At 54.4% G+C, this 19,814-nt stretch carries 21 protein-coding genes and 1 riboswitch; of the genes, 4 read left to right on the top strand and 17 right to left on the bottom strand.

The window, feature by feature from the left end:
* The first annotated feature begins 52 nt into the window (after window positions 1-52).
* Complete coding sequence (locus tag ACKWMY_RS01110) at window positions 53-1,501, top strand: GGDEF domain-containing protein (RefSeq protein WP_074027915.1); 1,449 nt, start codon at window positions 53-55, stop codon at window positions 1,499-1,501.
* A 4-nt stretch (window positions 1,502-1,505) separates the two neighbouring features.
* On the opposite strand, the gene ACKWMY_RS01115 is transcribed toward ACKWMY_RS01110, so the two are convergent.
* Together ACKWMY_RS01115 and ACKWMY_RS01120 are read right to left on the bottom strand one after the other, a co-directional pair.
* Complete coding sequence (locus tag ACKWMY_RS01115; RefSeq protein WP_178380872.1) at window positions 1,506-1,667, bottom strand: YnfU family zinc-binding protein; 162 nt, start codon at window positions 1,665-1,667, stop codon at window positions 1,506-1,508.
* A 73-nt stretch (window positions 1,668-1,740) separates the two neighbouring features.
* Window positions 1,741-2,223: a cold-shock protein gene (locus ACKWMY_RS01120; RefSeq protein WP_024484952.1), complete on the bottom strand. Its 483-nt coding sequence runs from the start codon at window positions 2,221-2,223 to the stop codon at window positions 1,741-1,743.
* 345 nt (window positions 2,224-2,568) lie between these two features.
* On the opposite strand from ACKWMY_RS01120, the gene cspE reads away from it, so the two are divergent.
* Window positions 2,569-2,778: a transcription antiterminator/RNA stability regulator CspE gene (gene cspE, locus ACKWMY_RS01125; RefSeq protein ID WP_002210315.1), complete on the top strand. Its 210-nt coding sequence runs from the start codon at window positions 2,569-2,571 to the stop codon at window positions 2,776-2,778.
* 248 nt (window positions 2,779-3,026) lie between these two features.
* Here cspE and crcB read toward each other — a convergent pair whose 3' ends face one another.
* Together crcB and adrA are read right to left on the bottom strand one after the other, a co-directional pair.
* Window positions 3,027-3,410, bottom strand: a complete 384-nt coding sequence (gene crcB / locus ACKWMY_RS01130) for a fluoride efflux transporter CrcB (protein WP_074027917.1) — start codon at window positions 3,408-3,410, stop codon at window positions 3,027-3,029.
* Between the two features lie 73 nt (window positions 3,411-3,483).
* Window positions 3,484-3,547: riboswitch (Fluoride riboswitch) on the bottom strand.
* A gap of 242 nt (window positions 3,548-3,789) precedes the next feature.
* A complete protein-coding gene (adrA, locus tag ACKWMY_RS01135; RefSeq protein ID WP_409485774.1) occupies window positions 3,790-4,875 on the bottom strand; it encodes a diguanylate cyclase AdrA in 1,086 nt (361 codons plus the stop codon).
* A 217-nt stretch (window positions 4,876-5,092) separates the two neighbouring features.
* Here adrA and tatA point away from each other — a divergent pair, with 217 nt between their 5' ends.
* A complete protein-coding gene (gene tatA, locus ACKWMY_RS01140; protein WP_024530804.1) occupies window positions 5,093-5,299 on the top strand; it encodes a Sec-independent protein translocase subunit TatA in 207 nt (68 codons plus the stop codon).
* Window positions 5,300-5,396: 97 nt separating this feature from the next.
* Here tatA and lipA read toward each other — a convergent pair whose 3' ends face one another.
* The 13 genes from lipA to leuS form a co-directional block, all read right to left on the bottom strand.
* Window positions 5,397-6,362: a lipoyl synthase gene (gene lipA / locus ACKWMY_RS01145; protein ID WP_074027919.1), complete on the bottom strand. Its 966-nt coding sequence runs from the start codon at window positions 6,360-6,362 to the stop codon at window positions 5,397-5,399.
* The gene (gene lipB / locus ACKWMY_RS01150; RefSeq protein WP_024483206.1) at window positions 6,355-7,023 is read right to left on the bottom strand and encodes a lipoyl(octanoyl) transferase LipB; all 669 of its coding nucleotides are present in this window, start codon (window positions 7,021-7,023) and stop codon (window positions 6,355-6,357) included. Before lipB ends, lipA begins: the two co-directional genes overlap by 8 nt.
* Before the next feature lie 136 nt (window positions 7,024-7,159).
* Entirely contained in the window at window positions 7,160-7,426 is a 267-nt protein-coding gene (ybeD, locus tag ACKWMY_RS01155) for a DUF493 family protein YbeD (RefSeq protein ID WP_021180010.1), read from the bottom strand.
* Between the two features lie 102 nt (window positions 7,427-7,528).
* Complete coding sequence (gene dacA / locus ACKWMY_RS01160) at window positions 7,529-8,740, bottom strand: D-alanyl-D-alanine carboxypeptidase DacA (RefSeq protein ID WP_021180009.1); 1,212 nt, start codon at window positions 8,738-8,740, stop codon at window positions 7,529-7,531.
* Window positions 8,741-8,924: 184 nt separating this feature from the next.
* Entirely contained in the window at window positions 8,925-10,004 is a 1,080-nt protein-coding gene (gene rlpA / locus ACKWMY_RS01165; protein WP_309047030.1) for an endolytic peptidoglycan transglycosylase RlpA, read from the bottom strand.
* Window positions 10,005-10,014: 10 nt separating this feature from the next.
* Entirely contained in the window at window positions 10,015-11,127 is a 1,113-nt protein-coding gene (gene mrdB / locus ACKWMY_RS01170) for a peptidoglycan glycosyltransferase MrdB (protein ID WP_024531303.1), read from the bottom strand.
* Between the two features lie 8 nt (window positions 11,128-11,135).
* Complete coding sequence (mrdA, locus tag ACKWMY_RS01175) at window positions 11,136-13,031, bottom strand: peptidoglycan DD-transpeptidase MrdA (protein ID WP_024531304.1); 1,896 nt, start codon at window positions 13,029-13,031, stop codon at window positions 11,136-11,138.
* Window positions 13,032-13,069: 38 nt separating this feature from the next.
* Entirely contained in the window at window positions 13,070-13,540 is a 471-nt protein-coding gene (gene rlmH, locus ACKWMY_RS01180; RefSeq protein ID WP_004949595.1) for a 23S rRNA (pseudouridine(1915)-N(3))-methyltransferase RlmH, read from the bottom strand.
* A gap of 3 nt (window positions 13,541-13,543) precedes the next feature.
* A complete protein-coding gene (gene rsfS / locus ACKWMY_RS01185; RefSeq protein WP_021180005.1) occupies window positions 13,544-13,861 on the bottom strand; it encodes a ribosome silencing factor in 318 nt (105 codons plus the stop codon).
* A gap of 183 nt (window positions 13,862-14,044) precedes the next feature.
* The gene (gene nadD, locus ACKWMY_RS01190) at window positions 14,045-14,707 is read right to left on the bottom strand and encodes a nicotinate-nucleotide adenylyltransferase (protein ID WP_024531305.1); all 663 of its coding nucleotides are present in this window, start codon (window positions 14,705-14,707) and stop codon (window positions 14,045-14,047) included.
* Window positions 14,697-15,731 carry a DNA polymerase III subunit delta gene (holA, locus tag ACKWMY_RS01195; protein ID WP_074027921.1) on the bottom strand — a complete coding sequence of 345 codons (1,035 nt, stop codon included), beginning with the start codon at window positions 15,729-15,731 and terminating at the stop codon, window positions 14,697-14,699. Before holA ends, nadD begins: the two co-directional genes overlap by 11 nt.
* A complete protein-coding gene (lptE, locus tag ACKWMY_RS01200) occupies window positions 15,728-16,291 on the bottom strand; it encodes an LPS assembly lipoprotein LptE (RefSeq protein ID WP_409485775.1) in 564 nt (187 codons plus the stop codon). The genes holA and lptE overlap by 4 nt, the downstream gene beginning before the upstream one ends.
* A gap of 14 nt (window positions 16,292-16,305) precedes the next feature.
* The gene (leuS, locus tag ACKWMY_RS01205; RefSeq protein ID WP_065686404.1) at window positions 16,306-18,888 is read right to left on the bottom strand and encodes a leucine--tRNA ligase; all 2,583 of its coding nucleotides are present in this window, start codon (window positions 18,886-18,888) and stop codon (window positions 16,306-16,308) included.
* 268 nt (window positions 18,889-19,156) lie between these two features.
* Between leuS and ACKWMY_RS01210 the strand changes: the two genes are divergently transcribed.
* Entirely contained in the window at window positions 19,157-19,639 is a 483-nt protein-coding gene (locus ACKWMY_RS01210) for a zinc ribbon-containing protein (RefSeq protein ID WP_024531309.1), read from the top strand.
* The last annotated feature ends 175 nt before the right edge of the window (window positions 19,640-19,814 follow it).

Raw genomic sequence — 19,814 nt, forward strand, 5'->3', positions numbered from 1 at the left:
AAGAAAGCATGCTTATAGTCAGTGTTGTTATTATTGCCTCGCAGGTTGTTTCATGAGCGTAGAAATACAAGCAAAACAGCGTTTGCCGGCCACGGTTCTGCTGGTCAATGTATTTTTACTGGCCTACCTGCTTTCCTTGTTTGGCATTTTTACTCGCCCGTTAGGATCGCTCTCCCTGTTTTGGCCAGTGAATGCCATTTTGCTTGGCTTGATGCTGCGTAAACCTGGCTATGCGACGATGTTGGGATGGGTTGGAACCTACCTTGGCATGATCGCCGCCGATTTGAGCACCGGCGAAAACTGGCCACTGGCACTTTGGCTAAATGCCTGCAATATGGCGCTGATTGCCACCGGCTATGCCGTGATGTCGATGCTGCCCAAGTCTCAACGGCGTATGGGCAAGCCCCAGGCAATTTTATATATGTTTACCGCCTGTCTGCTTGGGGCCGCGCTGTCGGCAACGCTGTCGGTGTTGCGCACTGACAGTCAATACAACAATACGCTGATCATTGCCTGGATGTCCTGGTTTAGCGAACAGTTCTCTACCAACCTGTTAATCCTGCCGGTCTTGTTGGCTGCACCACGCTTGAAGCAATTGCTGAGCCTGCAGTTTGGCTGGCAATGGCGTTCCAGTCTGCCTTTGCTGGCGTTGTTGCTCTCGTTGGTGCTTAGCGTGTATATCGGTGGACCGGGCGCGATAGCGTTCCCCATCCCTGCACTGCTATGGTGCGCCGTGCGTTATCATTTATTTACCGTCACCTTGCTGACGTTTCTCACCGGCGTGACGGAGATTGTCAGCATTTCTGCCAATCTGATGCTGTATCAAACGCCAGGAGCGCGAGGGGCGGTCATGGATAGCCTGATGTCAGCACGTTTGGGGATTGCCATGTTGGTGATGGGGCCGCTGATTTTATCCAGCTCGATTGCCGTTAGCCGTAAACTGCTGCGCCGGCTGGAGCATAGTGCGAACCACGACTTCCTTACCGGTACACTGGCGCGTAGTGCTTTAACACGCAAAGGCAGGGAGTTGCTGGAACAGAAGCAGCGTACGAAGGAGGCGGTGTCGCTGTTGTTAATCGATATCGATCACTTCAAACTGATCAATGATACCCATGGCCATGCCATTGGTGACCACGTTCTGGCGGCATTCGCCCATATTTTGCGGCGTGAGCTACGCCATGACCAGTTATTTGGCCGTCTGGGAGGCGAAGAGTTTGCCATTATGCTGCCGCGGGCGCTGGGGACGCAGGCGGTGGCCCTGGGGGAACATTTGCGACGGCGGATAGAAAGCGCCGAATTAAACCCCAATGGCAAGGCGCCATTGCGGATCACAATTAGTGTGGGCGTGGCGAGTTTGGCAATGAATGAGAATAAGTCACTGGAACAGCTGATGAATATGGCGGATATTGCGCTTTATCGCGCCAAGTCTCAAGGCCGCAACTGCGTCGAATCGTTTAACATGGTCAGCGGCAGCAGCCTCAACCATGTCATATTCAAATAGCATTTTAGCCCTGCTTTGGCGTGAATTGCGTGCCGCAGTTTGGGCAAATCAGGGTGCTGAGTTTACGCAGTTTTGAACATTGCTGTTCGGTAACATAAGCACACTTCGGGCAGGCAATTTGAGTGGTGCGGTTATTGTAACCTTTAACGCTGGTGGATTCAGACATGTTGCGTACCTGTGTCAGGTGAAAACCCACGCTAACACAGGTGCCATCAAATAGCTTTGAATGTTTTCAGGAGCTATAGAGTCTTCAACGCCTGCACGGTTTCATCGATATCGATTTCATGCTCAGAGAAGACGTGAGTCGCGTTCTGGAAGGTGGTAACTGACAGCATACGCAGCGTTTCCGTGGCGGTTTGTGGCGCTTCGGCTACTTGCGGACGGATTCGGTTCATCAGTAACCCAACGGACAACACGGTGTTCTCTTTATCGACCTCCACCTTGACCGGTACTTCTTTGGTGAAGGTATCGAAGGACTTGATGCTGGAGATTTTGATTCTCTCGTTGGCGATGGTGATGTACTTGCTTGGTGCCTGTACCTTTACCGCATAGGCCGATGGCCCTTTGGTATTGTTGGTTGGCTCAAAGGTTACCAGCGCGTTTTTCTTAATCAGCTCTGGGTTTTGCACTTTAATCACGTGAAAATAACGATTTTCCCCGTTCTCGTCGGTGATAAAACCGAAGCCTTTGTCTTCAAAAAAAGTCGTTATCTTGCCGTTCATGGTCATTCTCATCAGGTCGTTCGTAACAGCGCTAATGATAACGCGTAATGCTGTGCAGTGACAGGGGGCGGAGTTCCATCAGCATGACGAAAGCTTAAAAGCGGTGGGTTGAGGGGCAATAATGGGACATGGAGAGGGTTAATCGGTTACTCAACGGTTTTTTGGCGGATTGGGCTGCCTTGGGCATCACTGGTAACCGCAGACATCAATTTACATGGCAAATAACCGACTTTTTCACTTTTTATCGATTTTATGTGATCTGTGTTGTGGACAAAATCCCGTCTAATTGCTGTACTGTACTGGACACACATTTTGTGTCTTACATTCACGTTAAAGGTAAGTTTGATGTCTAAGATTAAAGGTAGCGTTAAGTGGTTTAATGAATCTAAAGGTTTCGGTTTCATTACTCCAGAAGATGGTAGCAAGGACGTTTTCGTTCACTTCTCTGCCATCGCTAGCAATGGTTTCAAAACTCTTGCTGAAGGCCAGCGTGTAGAATTTGAAATCACGAACGGTGCCAAAGGGCCATCTGCTGCTAACGTTATCGCTATCTAAGCTACAGTAGCCAAAATTGTTAAAACCCGCTCCATGAGCGGGTTTTTTATGCTTGTTTTTCAGGCCGGGAGTGGTTAAGGGAACAGGTAAACCTTGATGAAGGCCAGGACGATCAGCACGCACGTCAGGGTGACAATCCATTCGGTAGTGGTTTTTGGCAGGTTAAACATTCAATTCCTCACTCAGCCCAAGATACTGAGCGAGGATTATCCCGATAGCAGATTAAGAAAACATTAAGCCCCGAGACTTTAATGGCCGTACAACGTTCTAACCAGCACAAAGGCTAACAACGTCATCGTCAGCGAACCCGCCAGGTTGAGCAGCATATTGGCGATAGCCCAGACAACGCGCCCGTCCTGCAACAGATAAACCACTTCGAGTGAAAAGGTAGAGAAGGTGGTCAGCCCGCCGCAAAAGCCGGTAGTGATCAGCAGTTTCCAAACCGGATCAATGTGCGTCATGCGGATAAACAGCGCCAGAGCCAGCCCGATGATAAACCCCCCCACCAGGTTTACGGTCAAAGTGCCCAATGGAATATGCGGATGTAGAGGGTTGAGCTTAAGGCTTACAGCCCAGCGCAATACGCTACCCAAACCACCGCCAATAAACACAGCCAGTAAAGAACTCCACATGGTGATAAACCCTATTCTAAAGATGGAAGATGCTCAGAAAGGTTCAGGCAAGCGCCTACGCACCTCTCTGAGAGGTTACGTAGACATCATCAGCCTGTGAAAGGCGGTTATGGAGGAATGTCATCTCCGTTTGTTGGCACGAAGCAATCGCGCGCGGCAGATTTTACACCCTGTCGCTGTGGTTTTGCTAGCTGGATGGGTATTGCTAACAATTCTGCAATCGCTGTTCCCCCCAACCCTCCCCAAAAAGGGCAGGGAGCCAGTCCGGTGTTGTAACCCGGCGCAGGAACATACGGTCCTCCTCTGCTTTGGGAGAGGGCTAGGCGGCGGAACAGACGAAAACCTGATTACGTTATCAACTTATCCACCAATCAAGTTATTAGCTTAATAAACTAGTGGGTTGGCATTGATGTTCGGCCCGCTCCTGCCTGTTGCGGCCATTATTTTTTGCTCGATATAGGGCGATATCGGCGGCCTTCAACCACTCCTGGTAGCCGGGCATCTCGGGCTGGTAATCGGCGATCCCGGCGCTGATATTCAATTTTAACCCAGGGGCTTCACGGAAGATGACCTCATTCAGGCTCTCCTGAATGCGGTTGAGCGCCAGGCTGGCCTGTTCGGCACTGGTATTTGGCAACACTGCGCCAAACTCGTCACCGCCGTAGCGGCCAACGATATCCACCGCCCGCAACCCCAGCACCAACTCTTCCGCCAGAACGATCAGCGCCTCATCCCCCAGCCCATGGCCAAAGGTGTCATTGATGTTTTTGAAATGGTCAATATCCATCAGGATCAGCGTAGCCGTATGATTATAGCGTCGGCAGCTGTCAAACTCATTGTGCAGCAGGTGTTCCCAATGGCGGCGGTTAAATACGCCGGTCAAGCCATCACGTGTGCTGATACGCAATAACTCCTGTTGCTTTTCTGCCAGCCGCTTGGCGGTTTGGTAGGTCACGTAGCCAAGGAAGACTGGGTAGATGAAGATCATCGGCAGACAAAGATAAACCTGCTGCGGAGTGGATTGTGGTGTAAAGGTGAAACCCAGTATCGCACTGGTAACCAGCGCCCCGATAATTTGCGCCATCAGCCCTTTGAAATACAGAGACGGCCCGCCGGAGGCGATATTGTTCATCCCCATCATTGACAGGATCACCACGGCAGGGAGCGCATTGAAACCCATGATAGCGACCCACATCCCACCTAACAGCGCATCGATGAGTAGGTTGCGGATCTCGGTAGTGTAAGGGGCTTCGCTGCGGATAGACCATTGATAAGCGATATGTGGCCAGATAAAGCCATTCACGGCCAGCAAGATCCACACGCTAGTCGGCTGGTGCTCTGGATAGAGCGCCGTAAGTACGCACAAGAAACCAATCCCCAGGCCGACAATACGTGGCAGGTAGAGGCGCCTGGCGAAGTTAAGACCTGCACGCCGGGTGTTAAAAGCCGATGTAGCTGTAGGCATCCCATGTTTCCCTGTGATGAATTATGCAGCCGGTCTGGAGCCGGAAAAGCGAATAGCTAAGAATATGCCCTATAATCTAAGCATAGAACATCTCGGGTAGATCTCACCTTGTTACAACTGGTTGTTGTTATAGTCGAAAGAAAGTCGCTAAATACCTATAGACGAAGTTTGTTCCCGCGCTGCGTCCTGCAGCCATAAATGAATAAAGAAGGTGAATATGGAAGGTATCAGTATTACCAAGCTGTTGGTAATTGCGGTGTTGATCGTGTTGCTGTTCGGCACCAGCAAACTGCGTACTCTGGGCGCGGATCTGGGGGCGGCGCTGAAAGGCTTCAAAAAAGCGGTGGGCGAAGACACCCCTCCTGCACAGAATACGGCTGAAACGCCTACGGCGCAGCAGAGCGTCGAAAAGAAAGACGTTTAATCGCCTCTGCTGTTGAGCCATAAAAAAACGGATGCCCGTAAGGACATCCGTTTTTTGGCGTTAATCATTGACGAAACGTAACAAAAGATTACCGTGGTTACTTCACTTCCAGCCCTTTGGCCTGCAAGTCCGCATGATAGGACGAGCGCACAAACGGGCCGCAGGCAGCATGGGTAAAGCCCATTGCCATCGCTTCTTCTTTCATTTCGTCAAACTCCGCCGGGCTGACATAGCGCTGCACTGGCAGATGGTGACGGCTTGGTTGCAGATACTGCCCCAGCGTCAGCATGGTTACACCATGACGACGCAGATCGCGCATCACTTCCACGATTTCCGCATTGGTTTCCCCCAACCCCACCATCAGGCCTGATTTGGTCGGGATAGAGGGGTGAGCTTCCTTAAAGCGCTCCAGCAACTTCAATGACCACTCGTAATTAGCCCCTGGGCGTACCTGGCGATAAACACGCGGCACGTTTTCCAGGTTGTGGTTAAACACGTCTGGTGGCGTGGCAGTAAGGATTTCTAGCGCACGATCCATACGGCCACGGAAGTCTGGCACCAGGGTTTCGATCTTGATGTTCGGGCTCTTGGCGCGGATGGCAGTAATACAGTCGGCAAAATGTTGAGCGCCACCGTCACGTAAATCGTCACGGTCAACCGAAGTGATCACCACATAGCGCAATGCCATGTCGGCAATGGTTTGCCCCAGCTTTTCCGGCTCATTGGCATCGGGAGCCACCGGGCGGCCGTGGGCCACGTCGCAGAATGGACAACGGCGGGTACAGATGGCCCCCAGGATCATGAAGGTAGCGGTACCGTGGTTAAAGCACTCAGACAGGTTCGGGCATGACGCCTCTTCGCACACCGAATGCAGGCCGTTTTTACGCATTGCGGCCTTGATGCCTTGAATGCGCGTAGAGTCGGCGGGCAGCTTGATCTTCATCCACTCGGGTTTGCGTAACAACTCCTGGCGTTCGGTGACAACCGTTTTTACCGGGATCAACGCCATTTTGTCTGCATCGCGGTACTTAACGCCGCGTTCCATCTGAATCGGTTTACTCATAATCGTGCAGGTTCCAGTTACGAAGCTCGACCGTCTGGTAGCCGAGTAAATGAACAAATTCCTGTACCAGAATGGGATGCACATCGGCGATCCCGACACCTGGTGCCAGCGCGCTGACTTGTGTCATCTGCATTCCGGCATAACCGCAGGGGTTGATGCGTTGGAAAGGGGTGAGATCCATGGCGACATTCAGGGCCAGGCCATGAAATGAGCTACCTTTGCGGATCCGCAAACCTAATGAACAAATCTTTTGTTCGCCCACGTATACGCCGGGCGCATCCGGGCGCGCGCGTGATTCGATCTTGAAATGGGCGAGGGTATTAATAACGGTCTCTTCCAAGGCCGTGACGAGTTGGCGTACTCCCACTTTATTGCGTTTCAGATCCACCATCACGTACAGCACCTGCTGGCCAGGGCCATGATAGGTGACCTGGCCACCGCGATCGCTTTGGATCACCGGGATATCGCCTGGCATCAGCAGGTGCTCTGCCTTACCGGCCTGGCCTTGGGTGAACACGGCTTGATGCTGCACCAGCCACAATTCATCTAGCGTGGACTCGTCACGGTGATTGGTGAAGCTGTGCATGGCTTGGGATACAGGCTCATAGGGCTGCAACCCTAGCTGACGGAGAATGATCTTATTGTGTTGCAAGCGGGGCATCGTCAGGTTACAGAAGTGGTAAAAAACATTATACCGGGCGCTCTGGTCCGCGACCAGCATTTATCCCTGACGAACCAGGGCAACCCGGACAGCAGTGGCGCTGAACCAGGTTGGCTGGCAGGGAGTTATGCTGTAATTACAGCACCATACGGACAATTTCAATATTGCCCAACTCTTCATACAACGTTTCCACCTGATCGATATGGGTGGCGGTGATGGTGATGGAAACGGAGTGGTAGTTACCTTTGCTGCTCGGTTTGACCTGCGGGTTGTAATCCCCTGGAGCATGGCGTTGCACCACTTCAACCACCTGGTCTACCAGCTCGGGGTGTGCCAGGCCCATTACCTTGTAGGTAAAGGTACAAGGGAATTCGAGCAGTTCGTTCAGTTTAGTCTTTTGCATGCGGGTGCGCTCCAGCTGTGGCGTATCTCTAAATTATAACTCCCGCCTGGGCGGGAGTTAGTGTTAATTGTTATATGGGGCCGAACTCAGCCGATTCAAGGGCTAGCCGAACCAGTGATGGAACATCAGGCGGATATAATCCACGATGCGGCCAAAGAAGCCACCTTCTTTCACTTCGTTCAGCACCACCAGTGGGCGCTGATCGATGGTTTTGCCGTCCAGTTGGAAATTGATGGTACCAACCACCTGGTTTTTGGCCAGCGGAGCATGAATTTCCGGGGTATTCAGTACGTAGCTGGCTTTCAAATCTTTCATCCGGCCACGTGGGATGGTCAGGTAGGCATCTTTATCTACGCCCAGTTCGACGCGATCGGCATCGCCGAACCAAACGGGTTCAGAAGCGAACTCTTTACCTGCTTTCAGCGGCGCGACGGTTTCAAAGAAGCGGAAGCCCCAGGTCAGCAGTTTTTTGCTTTCGGTTTCACGGCCTTTGTAGGTACGGCCACCCAGCACGGCGGAGATCAGACGCATCTGGCCTTCCGTCGCTGAAGCCACCAGGTTATAACCCGCCGAGTTGGTGTGGCCGGTTTTAATCCCATCGACGTTCAGGCTGGTATCCCACAGCAGACCGTTACGGTTCAACTGCCGGATATTGTTGAAGGTGAACTCTTTTTCTTTATAGATAGCGTATTCGTCTGGCACATCGCGGATCAGCGCCTGGCCGATCAACGCCATATCACGCGCCGAGCTGAACTGGCCTTCCGCATCCAGGCCATGCACGGTTTGGAAGTGGGTATTTTGCAGGCCGAGCTGTTTTACGTAGGTATTCATCAGGTTAACGAACGCGTCCTGGCTACCCGCGACGTAGTCCGCCATGGCGACACAGGCATCGTTACCGGATTGCAGGTTGATACCACGAGTCAGCTTGGAAACCGGCACGCGGTCGCCTGGCTTGAGGAACATCAGCGAGGAACCTTTGAACACCGGGTTGCCGGTAGCCCAGGCGTCCTGACCCACGGTAACCAAATCGTCCTGGCCAATTTTGCCGGATTTCAGCGCCTGGCCGATGACGTAGCTGGTCATCATTTTGGTCAGGCTGGCAGGGTCGCGGCGTGCGTCGGCGTTCGATTCCGCCAACACTTTACCGGAGTTGTAATCAATCAGGATGTAAGCCTCGGCATCAATCTGCGGCACACCTGGGATCATGGTTTTAATATTAACGTCGTCTGCGTGGGCAACGGACGCTGCGCTGAGCGCGATGGCGGTGCCAAGCGTGAGGCTTTTGATTAAGCGAAAAGAGGTTACCTGTTTCATGATCGGGACTACAACATCCGTAAAAGTTAAGTTAAAAAACGAGTCACACTATAGCAGACGGGGCCCCGGCAGGCATTAGCCATTCGGCCGACAGTAGGGGGTTTACACAGATTTACCTGAAAGAAAATGTTTCAGATAAGTCAATGACCTGCTGTCGGCGGCATCGGCCTACCGAGTTTCACGACTAGGGTGCGGCAGTGATAAAGGACTGTTGTTGTGCCTCATTGGCCAGGCGCTGCTGCAGTTGTACCGCCTGTTGACGGTTGCTGAACGGGCCAAGCTGCACGCGGTAGACGGCGCCATTGGCGGCGACCTTACCGGGAACGCCGAACTGCTGGCTCAGCTGTTGTTGCCAGCTTTGCGCACGCTCGGCATTACTCAGGGCACCTACCTGTACGACATAGCTACCGCTGGCACTGGCTGCGGCTGCGGTGGCCACAACTGGGGCCGCAGTGGGCGCGCTGATGGCCGGCTGAGGTTCTGTCCCTTCCAATACGCCAGGGGCTAACGGCTGCGGCGCCCCAAGGAAACCACCGCTACGGCCAGTGGAGGCAGCAGGAGTAGCGCTGCTGTCGTTGTAGTTCATGTTGCCGTTATCAATCGCTTGAGCGGCAGGGGCGGCAACCGGTGCCGATTGCTGCATCTGCGTGTCCATCCCGCCGCCAGAGCTCAGATCCGGGCGCGGAGGCAGGGCGTAGCTCTGTTTGGCGACGACGGTACCCACGGTGCCTGGGCCGCTCAATGTGCCGTCTGGAGCTACCTTGATAAAGTCGACCTTCACCTTGGTATTGTTGGACAGGTTGAGGCGATCGGCGGCAGCTTTGGACAGATCGATAATCCGGCCTGAGGTATAAGGGCCGCGATCGTTCACGCGTACCACCAGTTGACGGCCATTGGCCAGGTTGGTGACGCGTACATAGCTTGGGATAGGCAAGGTAGGATGCGCAGCGGTCAGCGCATTGGGATCGAACTGCTCACCAATAGCGGTAGTATTGCCATTGGCCTCTTCGCCGTACCAGGCCGCCAGGCCGGTTTGCGAGAAGTTCTGCGGATCTTGCACGATACGATAAGTGTCGCCATTAACCTTATAATCCTGCAGAGTGCCAGGGTTATAGGGTTCATAGTGAGGCTCCACGCCGCCGATTTCGGTCACCGGCCCATTGTAGGCTTGTTGCACCGGAGCCTGTGTTTCTTCCGTCGTGGTACAGGCGGAAAGTAATACCGCAGCAGCAACCGCGCCGACCCAAAGCCATTCCTTACGCATTGCACACCTCTTATAGATTTTTAGACAACATTTTCCGATGCGTGTGGATCGACATCACGATGCCGAACCCAGCCATGAGTACGATCAGCGCCGACCCCCCGTAGCTGACCAAAGGCAAAGGTACGCCAACTACCGGTAAAATACCACTGACCATACCAATGTTAACAAACACATAGACGAACAGGATCAGCATCAGCCCACCGACCATCACGCGGCCAAAGGTGGTCTGTGCCCGTGCGGCGATCATCAGCCCGCGGATAATCACCAGCAGATACAGCGCGAGCAGCACCAGTACGCCGATCAGACCAAGCTCTTCCGCCAGCACCGCGAAGATAAAGTCGGTGTGGCGTTCCGGCAGGAATTCCAGTTGGGACTGGGTACCATGCAGCCAGCCCTTGCCCGACAGGCCGCCAGAACCGATGGCGATTTTTGACTGAATAATATGGTAGCCAGCCCCTAACGGATCGCTTTCCGGATCGAGCAGCATCATCACGCGGTCACGCTGATAGCCGTGCATCAGGAAGAACCACAACACCGGGATAAAGGCGGCCAACGCCACGGCAGCCACGGCGATCAGCTTCCAGCTCATTCCCGACAGGAACAGCACAAACAGGCCGGAGGCGGCGATCAGGATCGAGGTGCCCAGATCGGGCTGTGCGGCAACCAGCAAGGTGGGCATGAAGATCAGCACCAGCGCGATGCCGGTATTCTTCAGCGAAGGTGGGCACACGTCACGATTCATAAAGCGTGCGACCATCAGCGGCACGGCGATCTTGGCGATTTCCGAAGGCTGGAAGCGCACAAAGCCCAGATCCAGCCAGCGCTGTGCCCCTTTACTGATTTGGCCAAAAGCGTCCACCAGGATCAGCAAGATTACGCAGAAAATATACAGGTAGGGTGCCCAGCTTTCATAAACCCGTGGCGGGATTTGTGCCATCACGCCCATCACGATCAACCCCATCAGGATTTGGCCGATCTTGCGTTCCATCATGCCCATATCCTGGCCGCTGGCGCTCCACATCACGAAGGCGCTGTAGACCAGCAAGGCCAGAATAAACAACAGGAATGTGGGATCGATATGGATTTTGGTCCAGATAGAGCCCTTTTGTTGGCTTTCAGTCATGTTCTACCTTAATCACCTTCTATACCTGGCGGCAGCGGTACTGCATCCGGTAATTGCGTATTGTTGTCGCCCAACAGGATGTGGTCGAGGATCTGACGGGTAATGGTGCCTACCGCCGGGCCTGAACCGCCGTTTTCCAGAATGATGGCCACCGAAACCGTTGGGTTATCAAACGGGGCAAAGGCTGTCATCAATTTATGGTCCCGCAGGTGCTCAGCGAGTTTGTGGGCGTTATAGGTTTCATAACCGAATACCTGCGCGGTACCCGATTTTGCCGCGGCTTTATACGGTGTCTTTTCAAAGAACTTGCGTGCCGTGCCGTTAGGCCGGTTGGCAACGCCGTACATGCCGTCTTTGGCTATTTCCCAGAAGCCTGAATGGATATCGCCGATCTGTTTGCTCTCTTTTTGCTTGAACGGCACCAGTACGCCGTTGATCTTGGTGCTTTGCAACAGATGCGGATCTTTGACGTTGCCGTCGTTAATCAGGGTGTTCAGCGCCTTGGACATCTGGATCGGCGTAGCGGTCCAGTAGCCTTGGCCGATGCCCACCGGAATGGTGTCGCCCTGATACCACGGTTTCTTGTAACGTTTGAATTTCCAGTCGCGTGTTGGCATCAGGCCGGAACGTTCTTCGGAAAGATCGATACCGGTATATTCGCCGTAACCGAATTTGGTCAGCCAGGTCGACAGGCGATCGATCCCCATATCGTACGCTACCTGATAGAAGTAGGTGTCCGCAGACTCCTCCAGCGCTTTGGTGACGTTGAGGCGGCCATGCCCCCATTTTTTCCAGTCACGGAAGCGTTTTTCAGAGCCTGGCAACTGCCACCAGCCCGGATCGAACACGACGGTATTTTTGGTGATCACCCCGGCACTGAGAGCGGAGACGGCAATATAGGGTTTAACCGTGGAGGCCGGTGGGTACACCCCTTGGGTGGCGCGGTTGATCAGTGGGCGATTCGGATCGTTGAGCAGCCCCTGGTAATCCTTGTTGGAGATGCCATCAACAAACAGGTTCGGATCGTAGCTAGGGTTGGAAACCATCGCCAGAATTCCCCCGGTACGCGGATCGCTGACCACCACGGCGGCACGGCTGCCCACCAGCAACTGCTCGATATAGCGTTGCAGGTTGAGATCAAGCGTCAGATAAACGTCTTTACCGGCGGAAGGTGGTTGCTCATGCAATTGGCGGATCACCCGGCCACGGTTGTTGACTTCAACCTCTTCATAGCCGGTTTTGCCATGCAGGACATCTTCATAATAACGTTCGATACCCAGCTTGCCGATATCATGGGTAGCGGCATAGTTGCGTAGCTGGCCGTCTTTGTCCAGGCGCTCGAGGTCGCGGTCGTTAATTTTCGACACGTAACCGATCACGTGGGTGAGGGCAGACCCGTAAGGATAATAGCGGCGTTGATAGCCTTTGACTTCCGCGCCGGGGAAGCGGAATTGATTGACGGCAAAACGGGCCACCTGCACTTCGGTCAGTGGAGTTTTCACCGGGATCGAGACGAAACGGCGCGAGCGCTTGCGCTCTTTTTCAAAGTTGGCGATATCGTCGTCGGTGAGATCGACCACCGGGCGCAAGGCCTCCAGCGTGGCTTTCAGATCGTCCACCTTCTCCGGCATCAGTTCCAATTGGTAAATGGTGCGGTTAAGCGCCAGCGGTGTGCCGTTGCGATCGTAAATAATGCCGCGGCTGGGGGCGATAGGCAGCAGCTTGATGCGGTTTTCATTGGAGCGGGTGCGGTAATCTTCAAAACGCACGATTTGCAGATTATACAGATTGGCAATCAGGATGCCTGTCAGCACCAGAATGATAAAAAACGCCACCACGGCGCGGCGTACAAACAGGGCGGACTCGGCCGTATAGTCGCGAAAAGGGTTACGTTCTATTTTCATCCCGCTGCTTTTTTTCACTCTGTTACTGTCACCACAGGTTACTCCCGGTGGTAAGGATGATTTGTAGTAATACTCCAGGCGCGGTAGAGGCTCTCTGCCACCAAAACACGCACTAAAGGATGCGGTAACGTTAACGGGGAAAGCGACCAGCTTTGCTCAGCGGCGGCTTTACAGGCCGGAGCCAGCCCCTCAGGGCCGCCAATCAACAGGCTGACGTTGCGGCCATCTTGTTTCCAGCGCTCGAGCTGTTGTGCCAACTGGGGCGTTTCCCACGGAGTGCCTGGGATATCCAATGTAACGATGCGGTTACCTTTGCCCACCGCTGCCAGCATCTGCTCGCCTTCCTTTTCCAGAATGCGTTTGATATCCGCATTCTTGCCGCGTTTGCCCGCCGGGATCTCGGTCAGCTCAAACGGCATATCTTTTGGAAAGCGATGCAGGTAATCCATAAAGCCGGTCTGCACCCAGTCGGGCATTTTGGTGCCGACTGCAACCAATTGCAGTTTCACCGCTTAACCCCAGAGCTTTTCCAGTTCGTACAATTGGCGACTTTCTTCTTGCATCACGTGCACAATCACTTCGCCCAGATCGACCACTACCCAGTCGGAAACGGCCTGGCCTTTCATACCATACAGTTCCATACCGGCATCGCGGGCTTCTTGCACGACGTGTTCGGCAATTGACATCACATGGCGGCTTGAGGTGCCGGTACAGATGATCATGCAGTCGGTGATGCTGGATTTGCCCTGAACATCCAGAGCGACAATATCTTGACCTTTCATGTCATCAATTTTATCGATAACGAAATCTTGGAGCGCTTTACCTTGCAAAGGTTCCCCCTCGGGTTGTTCTGTTCATCAGGAAGCTGAGGGCAACTGCCCAAAGTCACTGGCCTGAATCGTGATGGTTTCGGCAGGATGCCGCTGAAAGCCTGCTGGTTTTGCCCAGCTAGCCAAGATCCTTGGGGTTTTCAGCGGATACCTGAAAAATAGCGGCGCAGTATAGCATGCGGCCTATCGATATAAACCCTGTAACTCGATATAACGCTGCACCGGGCGCGGCAGTAAATCGTCACAGCTGATGCCTTGGTGACGGCGCTGGCGTATCTCGGTGGCGGATATCTCCAGTAAAGGGGTATCTGCCAGGTAGATAAACCCGTGCGGCTGGCGGCTGAGCAGGGTGGCATCGGCGATCTGGTGTTGTTCCAGCCAGCGTTGCAGCTCTGGCGTATCCATCTGCTGGTTGTAACCAGGGCGCGCCAGCACCAGAAGGTGGCAGAAATGCAACAGGTCTTGCCAGCGATGCCATTTGTGCAGGCTCAGCAGCGAATCCTGGCCAATAATAAACGCCAGAGGCGCTGCGGCGCCACGTTCTTTACGAATCGTTTCGAAAGTCTCGATGGTGTAGGACGCGGTGGTGCGGTGCAATTCACGATCGTCCACGGTAAACAACGGGTTACCGGCAATCGCCAGCTCAACCATGGTTAGCCGCTGCTGCGCGTTAGCTTCCGGCTGTGGCCGATGGGGAGGCACATGGTTGGGCAACAATGTGACCTTATCAAGGCCGACTTCTTCAGCCAAGGCTGCCACCGGGCGCAGATGGCCGTAGTGGATTGGGTCAAAGGTGCCACCGAAAAAGGCGTGCAGGGTATGTGGATGTTGCGGGCTAGTAGGCATCGGTGATACTCGTGGCCAGAGGTTTGCCGCAAAGCAGCATCGACAGGGTTTCCAGCTCTGGCCAAACCGACTGGCCGTAGTCTTTCTTGAGGGTGAGCTCAATTTGCGCCAACAGATGCACTGCCTGGCGCAATTGTTGACCTGACAGACGTTGCAGAGCCTGAGTGATCAGGCTGCGGCGGTTTTGCCAGACCTTGAGTTGATCGAATAGCGTACGTAGCGGGGTGTGCGCCATGCGACGTTGCAGGTTCAGCAACATCAGCAGTTCCCGTTGCAGGGTACGCAGCAAGATCACCGGCTCGACATCCTCTTGCTGGAGCTGCCGCAAGATATGCCAGGCACGTTTGCTCTTGCCTGCCAGCAGGGCATCCAGCCAATGGAACGGGCTGAAGTGGGCAGCATCGTTAACCGCCTGCTCTACGCGGGGCAGCGTCAGTTTACCATCGGGGTGCAGCAGCGATAGCCGTTCCAACGCCTGCGAAAGTGCCAGCAGGTTGCCTTCATAGCAGTAACACAGTAGTTGATTGGCTGCGTCATCGAGATCCAGCTGCATGGATTTGGCTCGCTGGGCGACCCAGCGCGGCAGCTGTGCCTGTTCCGGCGTTTGGCAACTGACCATGACGCCATTGGCGCTGAGTGCCTTGAACCAGGCGCTGTTCTCCTGGGCTTTGGTCAGGCGCGGGCCGCGCAGTACCAACAGGATATCGTCATGCAGCAATGCGGCCAGCTTGACCAGTTGCTCACCGATCGGGGCCGTTGGGCCGTTCTCGGGGAAAATCAGCAACAGGGTTTGCCGGCTGGCAAACAGGCTCATAGCCTGGCAGATGCTGAAGATGGCATCCCAGTCGGTATGGACATCCAGGGAAATGCTGTAATGCTCGGTGAACTGTTGCTGTTGGGCGGCCTGACGGATCAGATCCTGGCTTTCCTGCAGCAACAAGGGTTCGTTTCCGCTCAATAAATAACAAGCGCGCAGCCCCTCTCGGAGCTGCGCGGCAAGTTGTTCAGGATAAAGACGGATCATTGTGCTGCGGTACTGGCCGCTTTTTTACCGGCGATAGCGGCTTTTTCTTGCGTTTCCAGCACCGCCGCGTGCACCGCCAGCATTTTACGCAGAATTTGCTGGGCAGCCTGCTCACGCATTTCCTGCATAATGATGTCCTGCTCGGAGTCTTTGGCCAACGCAGTCAACGGGTTATCAAAGAATGAACGGAACACTTTGACGTTGATTGGGTAAATGTCATGGCCTGGGATCAGCACCTGAGCCTGCACCGTCATCACCAATTGATACTCCGCGGTTTTACCATCCTGGAAGATCGAAACCGTATCCTGGCTTTGCGTCGAATTGACGATGCGCAGTGACGGGACTTCCTTGTGGGCCGGATCGTATTTGACCACGGTAGCCCCGCTTAGACGCAATTGCTCGCGCACGGCACGGGTCAGTGGGCCAAAGGGATCGTAGCTGTCCAGGATCAGCGTATGCAATTCTGTGGGCACCTGCGCGGTGCCACGCAGATGAAAACCGCAGCCGGCGGTGACAAGCACCACCAACCCCAGCAACAACGTCAGAATACGAAGTCGCACAAAGCCTCCTTGTGTTAACCCACAACCAGGTTAAGCAATTTGCCTGGAACATAGATCACTTTACGTACCGTGACCCCTTCCAGATATTTGGCCACCAGATGCTCCTGGGCGGCGCGCTCACGCACTTGTTCTTCGGTGGCATCGGCTGGCACGGTGACTTTTGCCCGTACCTTGCCGTTAACCTGTACCACCACCAGTTTGGAGTCTTCCACCATGGCAGCTTCGTCAGCCACCGGCCATGGCGCAGTGTCTACGTCGCCTTCGGCGTTCAATGCCTGCCAAAGGGTGAAACAGACGTGTGGTGTGAACGGATACAGCATACGTACCACGGCCAGCAAAGCCTCTTGCAGCAGCGCGCGATCCTGTTCACTTTCCTGCGGCGCACGGCCCAGCTTGTTCATCAGCTCCATCACGGCGGCGATGGCGGTGTTGAAGGTCTGGCGGCGGCCGATATCGTCGGTCACTTTGGCGATGGTTTTATGCACGTCGCGGCGCAGGGCTTTCTGATCTTCATTGAGCTCGCTGACGTTCAGTGGCTGAACCGCCCCTTGCTCAACGTGATCGTAGGCCAGTTTCCAGACGCGCTTGAGGAAGCGGTTTGCCCCTTCAACGCCAGATTCTTGCCATTCCAGCGTCATTTCTGCCGGGGAAGCAAACATCATAAACAGACGCACGGTATCCGCGCCGTATTTCTCTACCATCACCTGAGGGTCGATGCCGTTGTTCTTCGACTTCGACATTTTGCTCATGCCAGCATAGACCAGTTCACGGCCTTCAGGATCGGTTGCTTTGACAATACGACCTTTCTCGTCACGTTCGACGGTGGCATCAACCGGGGATACCCAGACGCGTTCGCCGCTGGTGCCGGTGTAGTAGAAGGCATCGGCCAACACCATGCCCTGGCACAGCAGGCGTTTGGCAGGCTCGTCTGAATCGACCAGGCCAGCGTCGCGCATCAGCTTGTGGAAGAAGCGGAAATACATCAGGTGCATGATGGCGTGTTCGATCCCGCCAACATATTGATCGACCGGCAGCCAGTAGTTGGCTGCAGCCGGATCCAGCATGCCTTTATCGTACTGCGGGCAGGTGTAGCGAGCGTAGTACCAGGAAGACTCCATAAAGGTGTCGAAGGTGTCGGTTTCACGCAGCGCCGGCTGGCCGTTAACGGTGGTTTTTGCCCACTCGGGATCGGCTTTGATCGGGCTGGTAATGCCGTCCATCACCACATCTTCCGGCAGGATCACCGGCAGTTGGTCTTCTGGCGTTGGCATGACGGTGCCGTCTTCCAGGGTGACCATTGGGATTGGAGCACCCCAGTAGCGCTGACGGGAAACGCCCCAGTCGCGCAGACGGTAGTTCACCTTGCGCTGGCCGACGCCTTTGGCCACCAGCTTGTCGGCGATGGCGTTAAAGCCTGCCAGGTGATCCAGGCCGTCGAATTCGCCGGAGTTGAACAGGGTGCCTTTTTCGGTCATCGCTTCGGCGCTGACGTCTGGCTTGCTGCCGTCCAGGTTCAAAATGACCGGTTTGATCTGCAGATCGTATTTGGTGGCGAATTCCCAGTCACGCTGATCGTGGCCAGGGACGGCCATTACCGCGCCGGTGCCGTATTCCATCAGAACGAAGTTGGCGACCCAGATTGGCAGCTTCTCTCCGCTCAACGGATGAATGGCAAACAGACCGGTGGCCATGCCTTTCTTCTCCATGGTGGCCATTTCGGCTTCGGCAACCTTGGTGTTGCGGCATTCGTCGATGAAGTCTGTCAGCGCCGGGTTATTGACCGCGCCCTGCTGTGCCAGCGGGTGACCAGCGGCAACGGCGACATAGGTCGCACCCATAAAGGTGTCTGGGCGGGTGGTGTAAACGGTGACTTTCTCAGCGCTGTCGGCAACGTCGAAGGTGATTTCTACCCCTTCGGAACGGCCAATCCAGTTGCGCTGCATGGTTTTCACCTGCTCTGGCCAGCTTTCCAGCGTGTCCAGATCGTTGAGCAGTTGATCGGCGTAATCAGTGATTTTAATAAACCACTGTGGGATCTCTTTACGCTCAACCTTGGTATCACAGCGCCAGCAGCAGCCGTCGATAACCTGTTCGTTGGCCAGCACGGTCAGATCGTGTGGGCACCAGTTCACCGCCGAGGTCTTCTTGTAGACCATGCCTTTTTCGTACAGCTTGGTGAAGAACCACTGTTCCCAACGGTAGTAGTCAGGATCGCAGGTGGCGATCTCACGGTCCCAGTCATAGCCGAAGCCCAGCAATTTCAGCTGGTTCTTCATATATTCGATGTTGTCGTAGGTCCAAGGGGCCGGTGCGGTTTTGTTTTTTACCGCCGCGCCTTCGGCTGGCAGGCCAAACGCATCCCAGCCAATTGGCTGCAGCACGTTTTTGCCCAGCATACGCTGGTAGCGGGAGATCACGTCGCCAATGGTGTAGTTCCGAACATGACCCATGTGCAGACGACCAGAAGGGTATGGCAGCATGGATAGGCAGTAATACTTTTCCTTGCTGGCGTCTTCGGTAACCTTGAAAGTTTGCTTCTCTTGCCAGTGAAGCTGTACGTTCGATTCTATCTCTTCGGGGCGGTATTGCTCTTGCATGGCGGCCGATGGTCCTGTAGGTGTGTAACAGCTACATCCGTAGCATTCTGTGAGTATCTATAGATCTGCATAGCATAGCTGATAAGACCCGCCAGCAACAACACCAAGCGGCCCGACTCGACGTATTAAAAAAATATCTGTGCCATGATGTGACTAACAATCTGCCAAAACCTCACCTAGCCAAGCCACATCAGTGATTTACGACTAAAATAATAACGAGTAGTTTGAGGGGAGAAGTCCTGTCGCAGTAGTTCATCGAGGAGAAGCTATGAACAAGGTTGCTCAGTATTACCGCGAGTTGGTGACGTCGCTGACGGAACGTTTAAAGAACGGTGAGCGTGACATTGACCAATTGGTCGCCAGCGCTGAGAAACGTTTGAACGAGGTGGAGGAACTCAGCCGTACGGAAGTGGAGCAGTTGACCCGGGCGGTGCGCCGCGATCTGGAAGAGTTCGCCCGCAGTTATGAGGAGAGCCGGGAGGAATTCACCGACAGCGTGTTTATGCGCGTAATTAAGGAAAGCCTGTGGCAGGAACTGGCGGATATCACCGATAAAACCCAGCTGGAGTGGCGTGAGGTGTTTAAAGATGTCAGCCATCATGGCGTCTACCACAGCGGTGAGGTGGTCGGGCTGGGCAATCTGGTGTGTGAGAAATGCCATCACCATCTGGCTTTCTATACCCCGGAAGTGCTGCCTTTGTGCCCGAAGTGCGGCCACGATCAGTTCCAACGCCGGCCGTTTGAGCCTTGATATATTGGCAGAGATGTTAGGTTAAATAGCTGTGACGATGGATGTTACAGATGGGGATTATGCAGAACGCCGACACGCCGTAAACCCGTCCATGGGGGCTCGCAATCGCGCATCCTTGCGCTCAACGGTCGGCTAACCTGCATAATCCCCACCTATCAGAGGCTTCGGCGTAGCG

The organism is Serratia sp. J2 (assembly GCF_046269175.1).
Lineage (GTDB): Bacteria > Pseudomonadota > Gammaproteobacteria > Enterobacterales > Enterobacteriaceae > Chania > Chania fonticola_C.

Coding starts and splice junctions, on each gene's coding strand:
- ACKWMY_RS01110 (WP_074027915.1), top strand. CDS start 53: ATGAGCGTAGAAATACAAGCAAAACAGCGTTTGCCGGCCACGGTTCTG.
- ACKWMY_RS01115 (WP_178380872.1), bottom strand. CDS start 1,667: ATGTCTGAATCCACCAGCGTTAAAGGTTACAATAACCGCACCACTCAA.
- ACKWMY_RS01120 (WP_024484952.1), bottom strand. CDS start 2,223: ATGAACGGCAAGATAACGACTTTTTTTGAAGACAAAGGCTTCGGTTTT.
- cspE (WP_002210315.1), top strand. CDS start 2,569: ATGTCTAAGATTAAAGGTAGCGTTAAGTGGTTTAATGAATCTAAAGGT.
- crcB (WP_074027917.1), bottom strand. CDS start 3,410: ATGTGGAGTTCTTTACTGGCTGTGTTTATTGGCGGTGGTTTGGGTAGC.
- adrA (WP_409485774.1), bottom strand. CDS start 4,875: ATGCCTACAGCTACATCGGCTTTTAACACCCGGCGTGCAGGTCTTAAC.
- tatA (WP_024530804.1), top strand. CDS start 5,093: ATGGAAGGTATCAGTATTACCAAGCTGTTGGTAATTGCGGTGTTGATC.
- lipA (WP_074027919.1), bottom strand. CDS start 6,362: ATGAGTAAACCGATTCAGATGGAACGCGGCGTTAAGTACCGCGATGCA.
- lipB (WP_024483206.1), bottom strand. CDS start 7,023: ATGCCCCGCTTGCAACACAATAAGATCATTCTCCGTCAGCTAGGGTTG.
- ybeD (WP_021180010.1), bottom strand. CDS start 7,426: ATGCAAAAGACTAAACTGAACGAACTGCTCGAATTCCCTTGTACCTTT.
- dacA (WP_021180009.1), bottom strand. CDS start 8,740: ATGAAACAGGTAACCTCTTTTCGCTTAATCAAAAGCCTCACGCTTGGC.
- rlpA (WP_309047030.1), bottom strand. CDS start 10,004: ATGCGTAAGGAATGGCTTTGGGTCGGCGCGGTTGCTGCTGCGGTATTA.
- mrdB (WP_024531303.1), bottom strand. CDS start 11,127: ATGACTGAAAGCCAACAAAAGGGCTCTATCTGGACCAAAATCCATATC.
- mrdA (WP_024531304.1), bottom strand. CDS start 13,031: ATGAAAATAGAACGTAACCCTTTTCGCGACTATACGGCCGAGTCCGCC.
- nadD (WP_024531305.1), bottom strand. CDS start 14,707: ATGCCTACTAGCCCGCAACATCCACATACCCTGCACGCCTTTTTCGGT.
- holA (WP_074027921.1), bottom strand. CDS start 15,731: ATGATCCGTCTTTATCCTGAACAACTTGCCGCGCAGCTCCGAGAGGGG.
- leuS (WP_065686404.1), bottom strand. CDS start 18,888: ATGCAAGAGCAATACCGCCCCGAAGAGATAGAATCGAACGTACAGCTT.
- ACKWMY_RS01210 (WP_024531309.1), top strand. CDS start 19,157: ATGAACAAGGTTGCTCAGTATTACCGCGAGTTGGTGACGTCGCTGACG.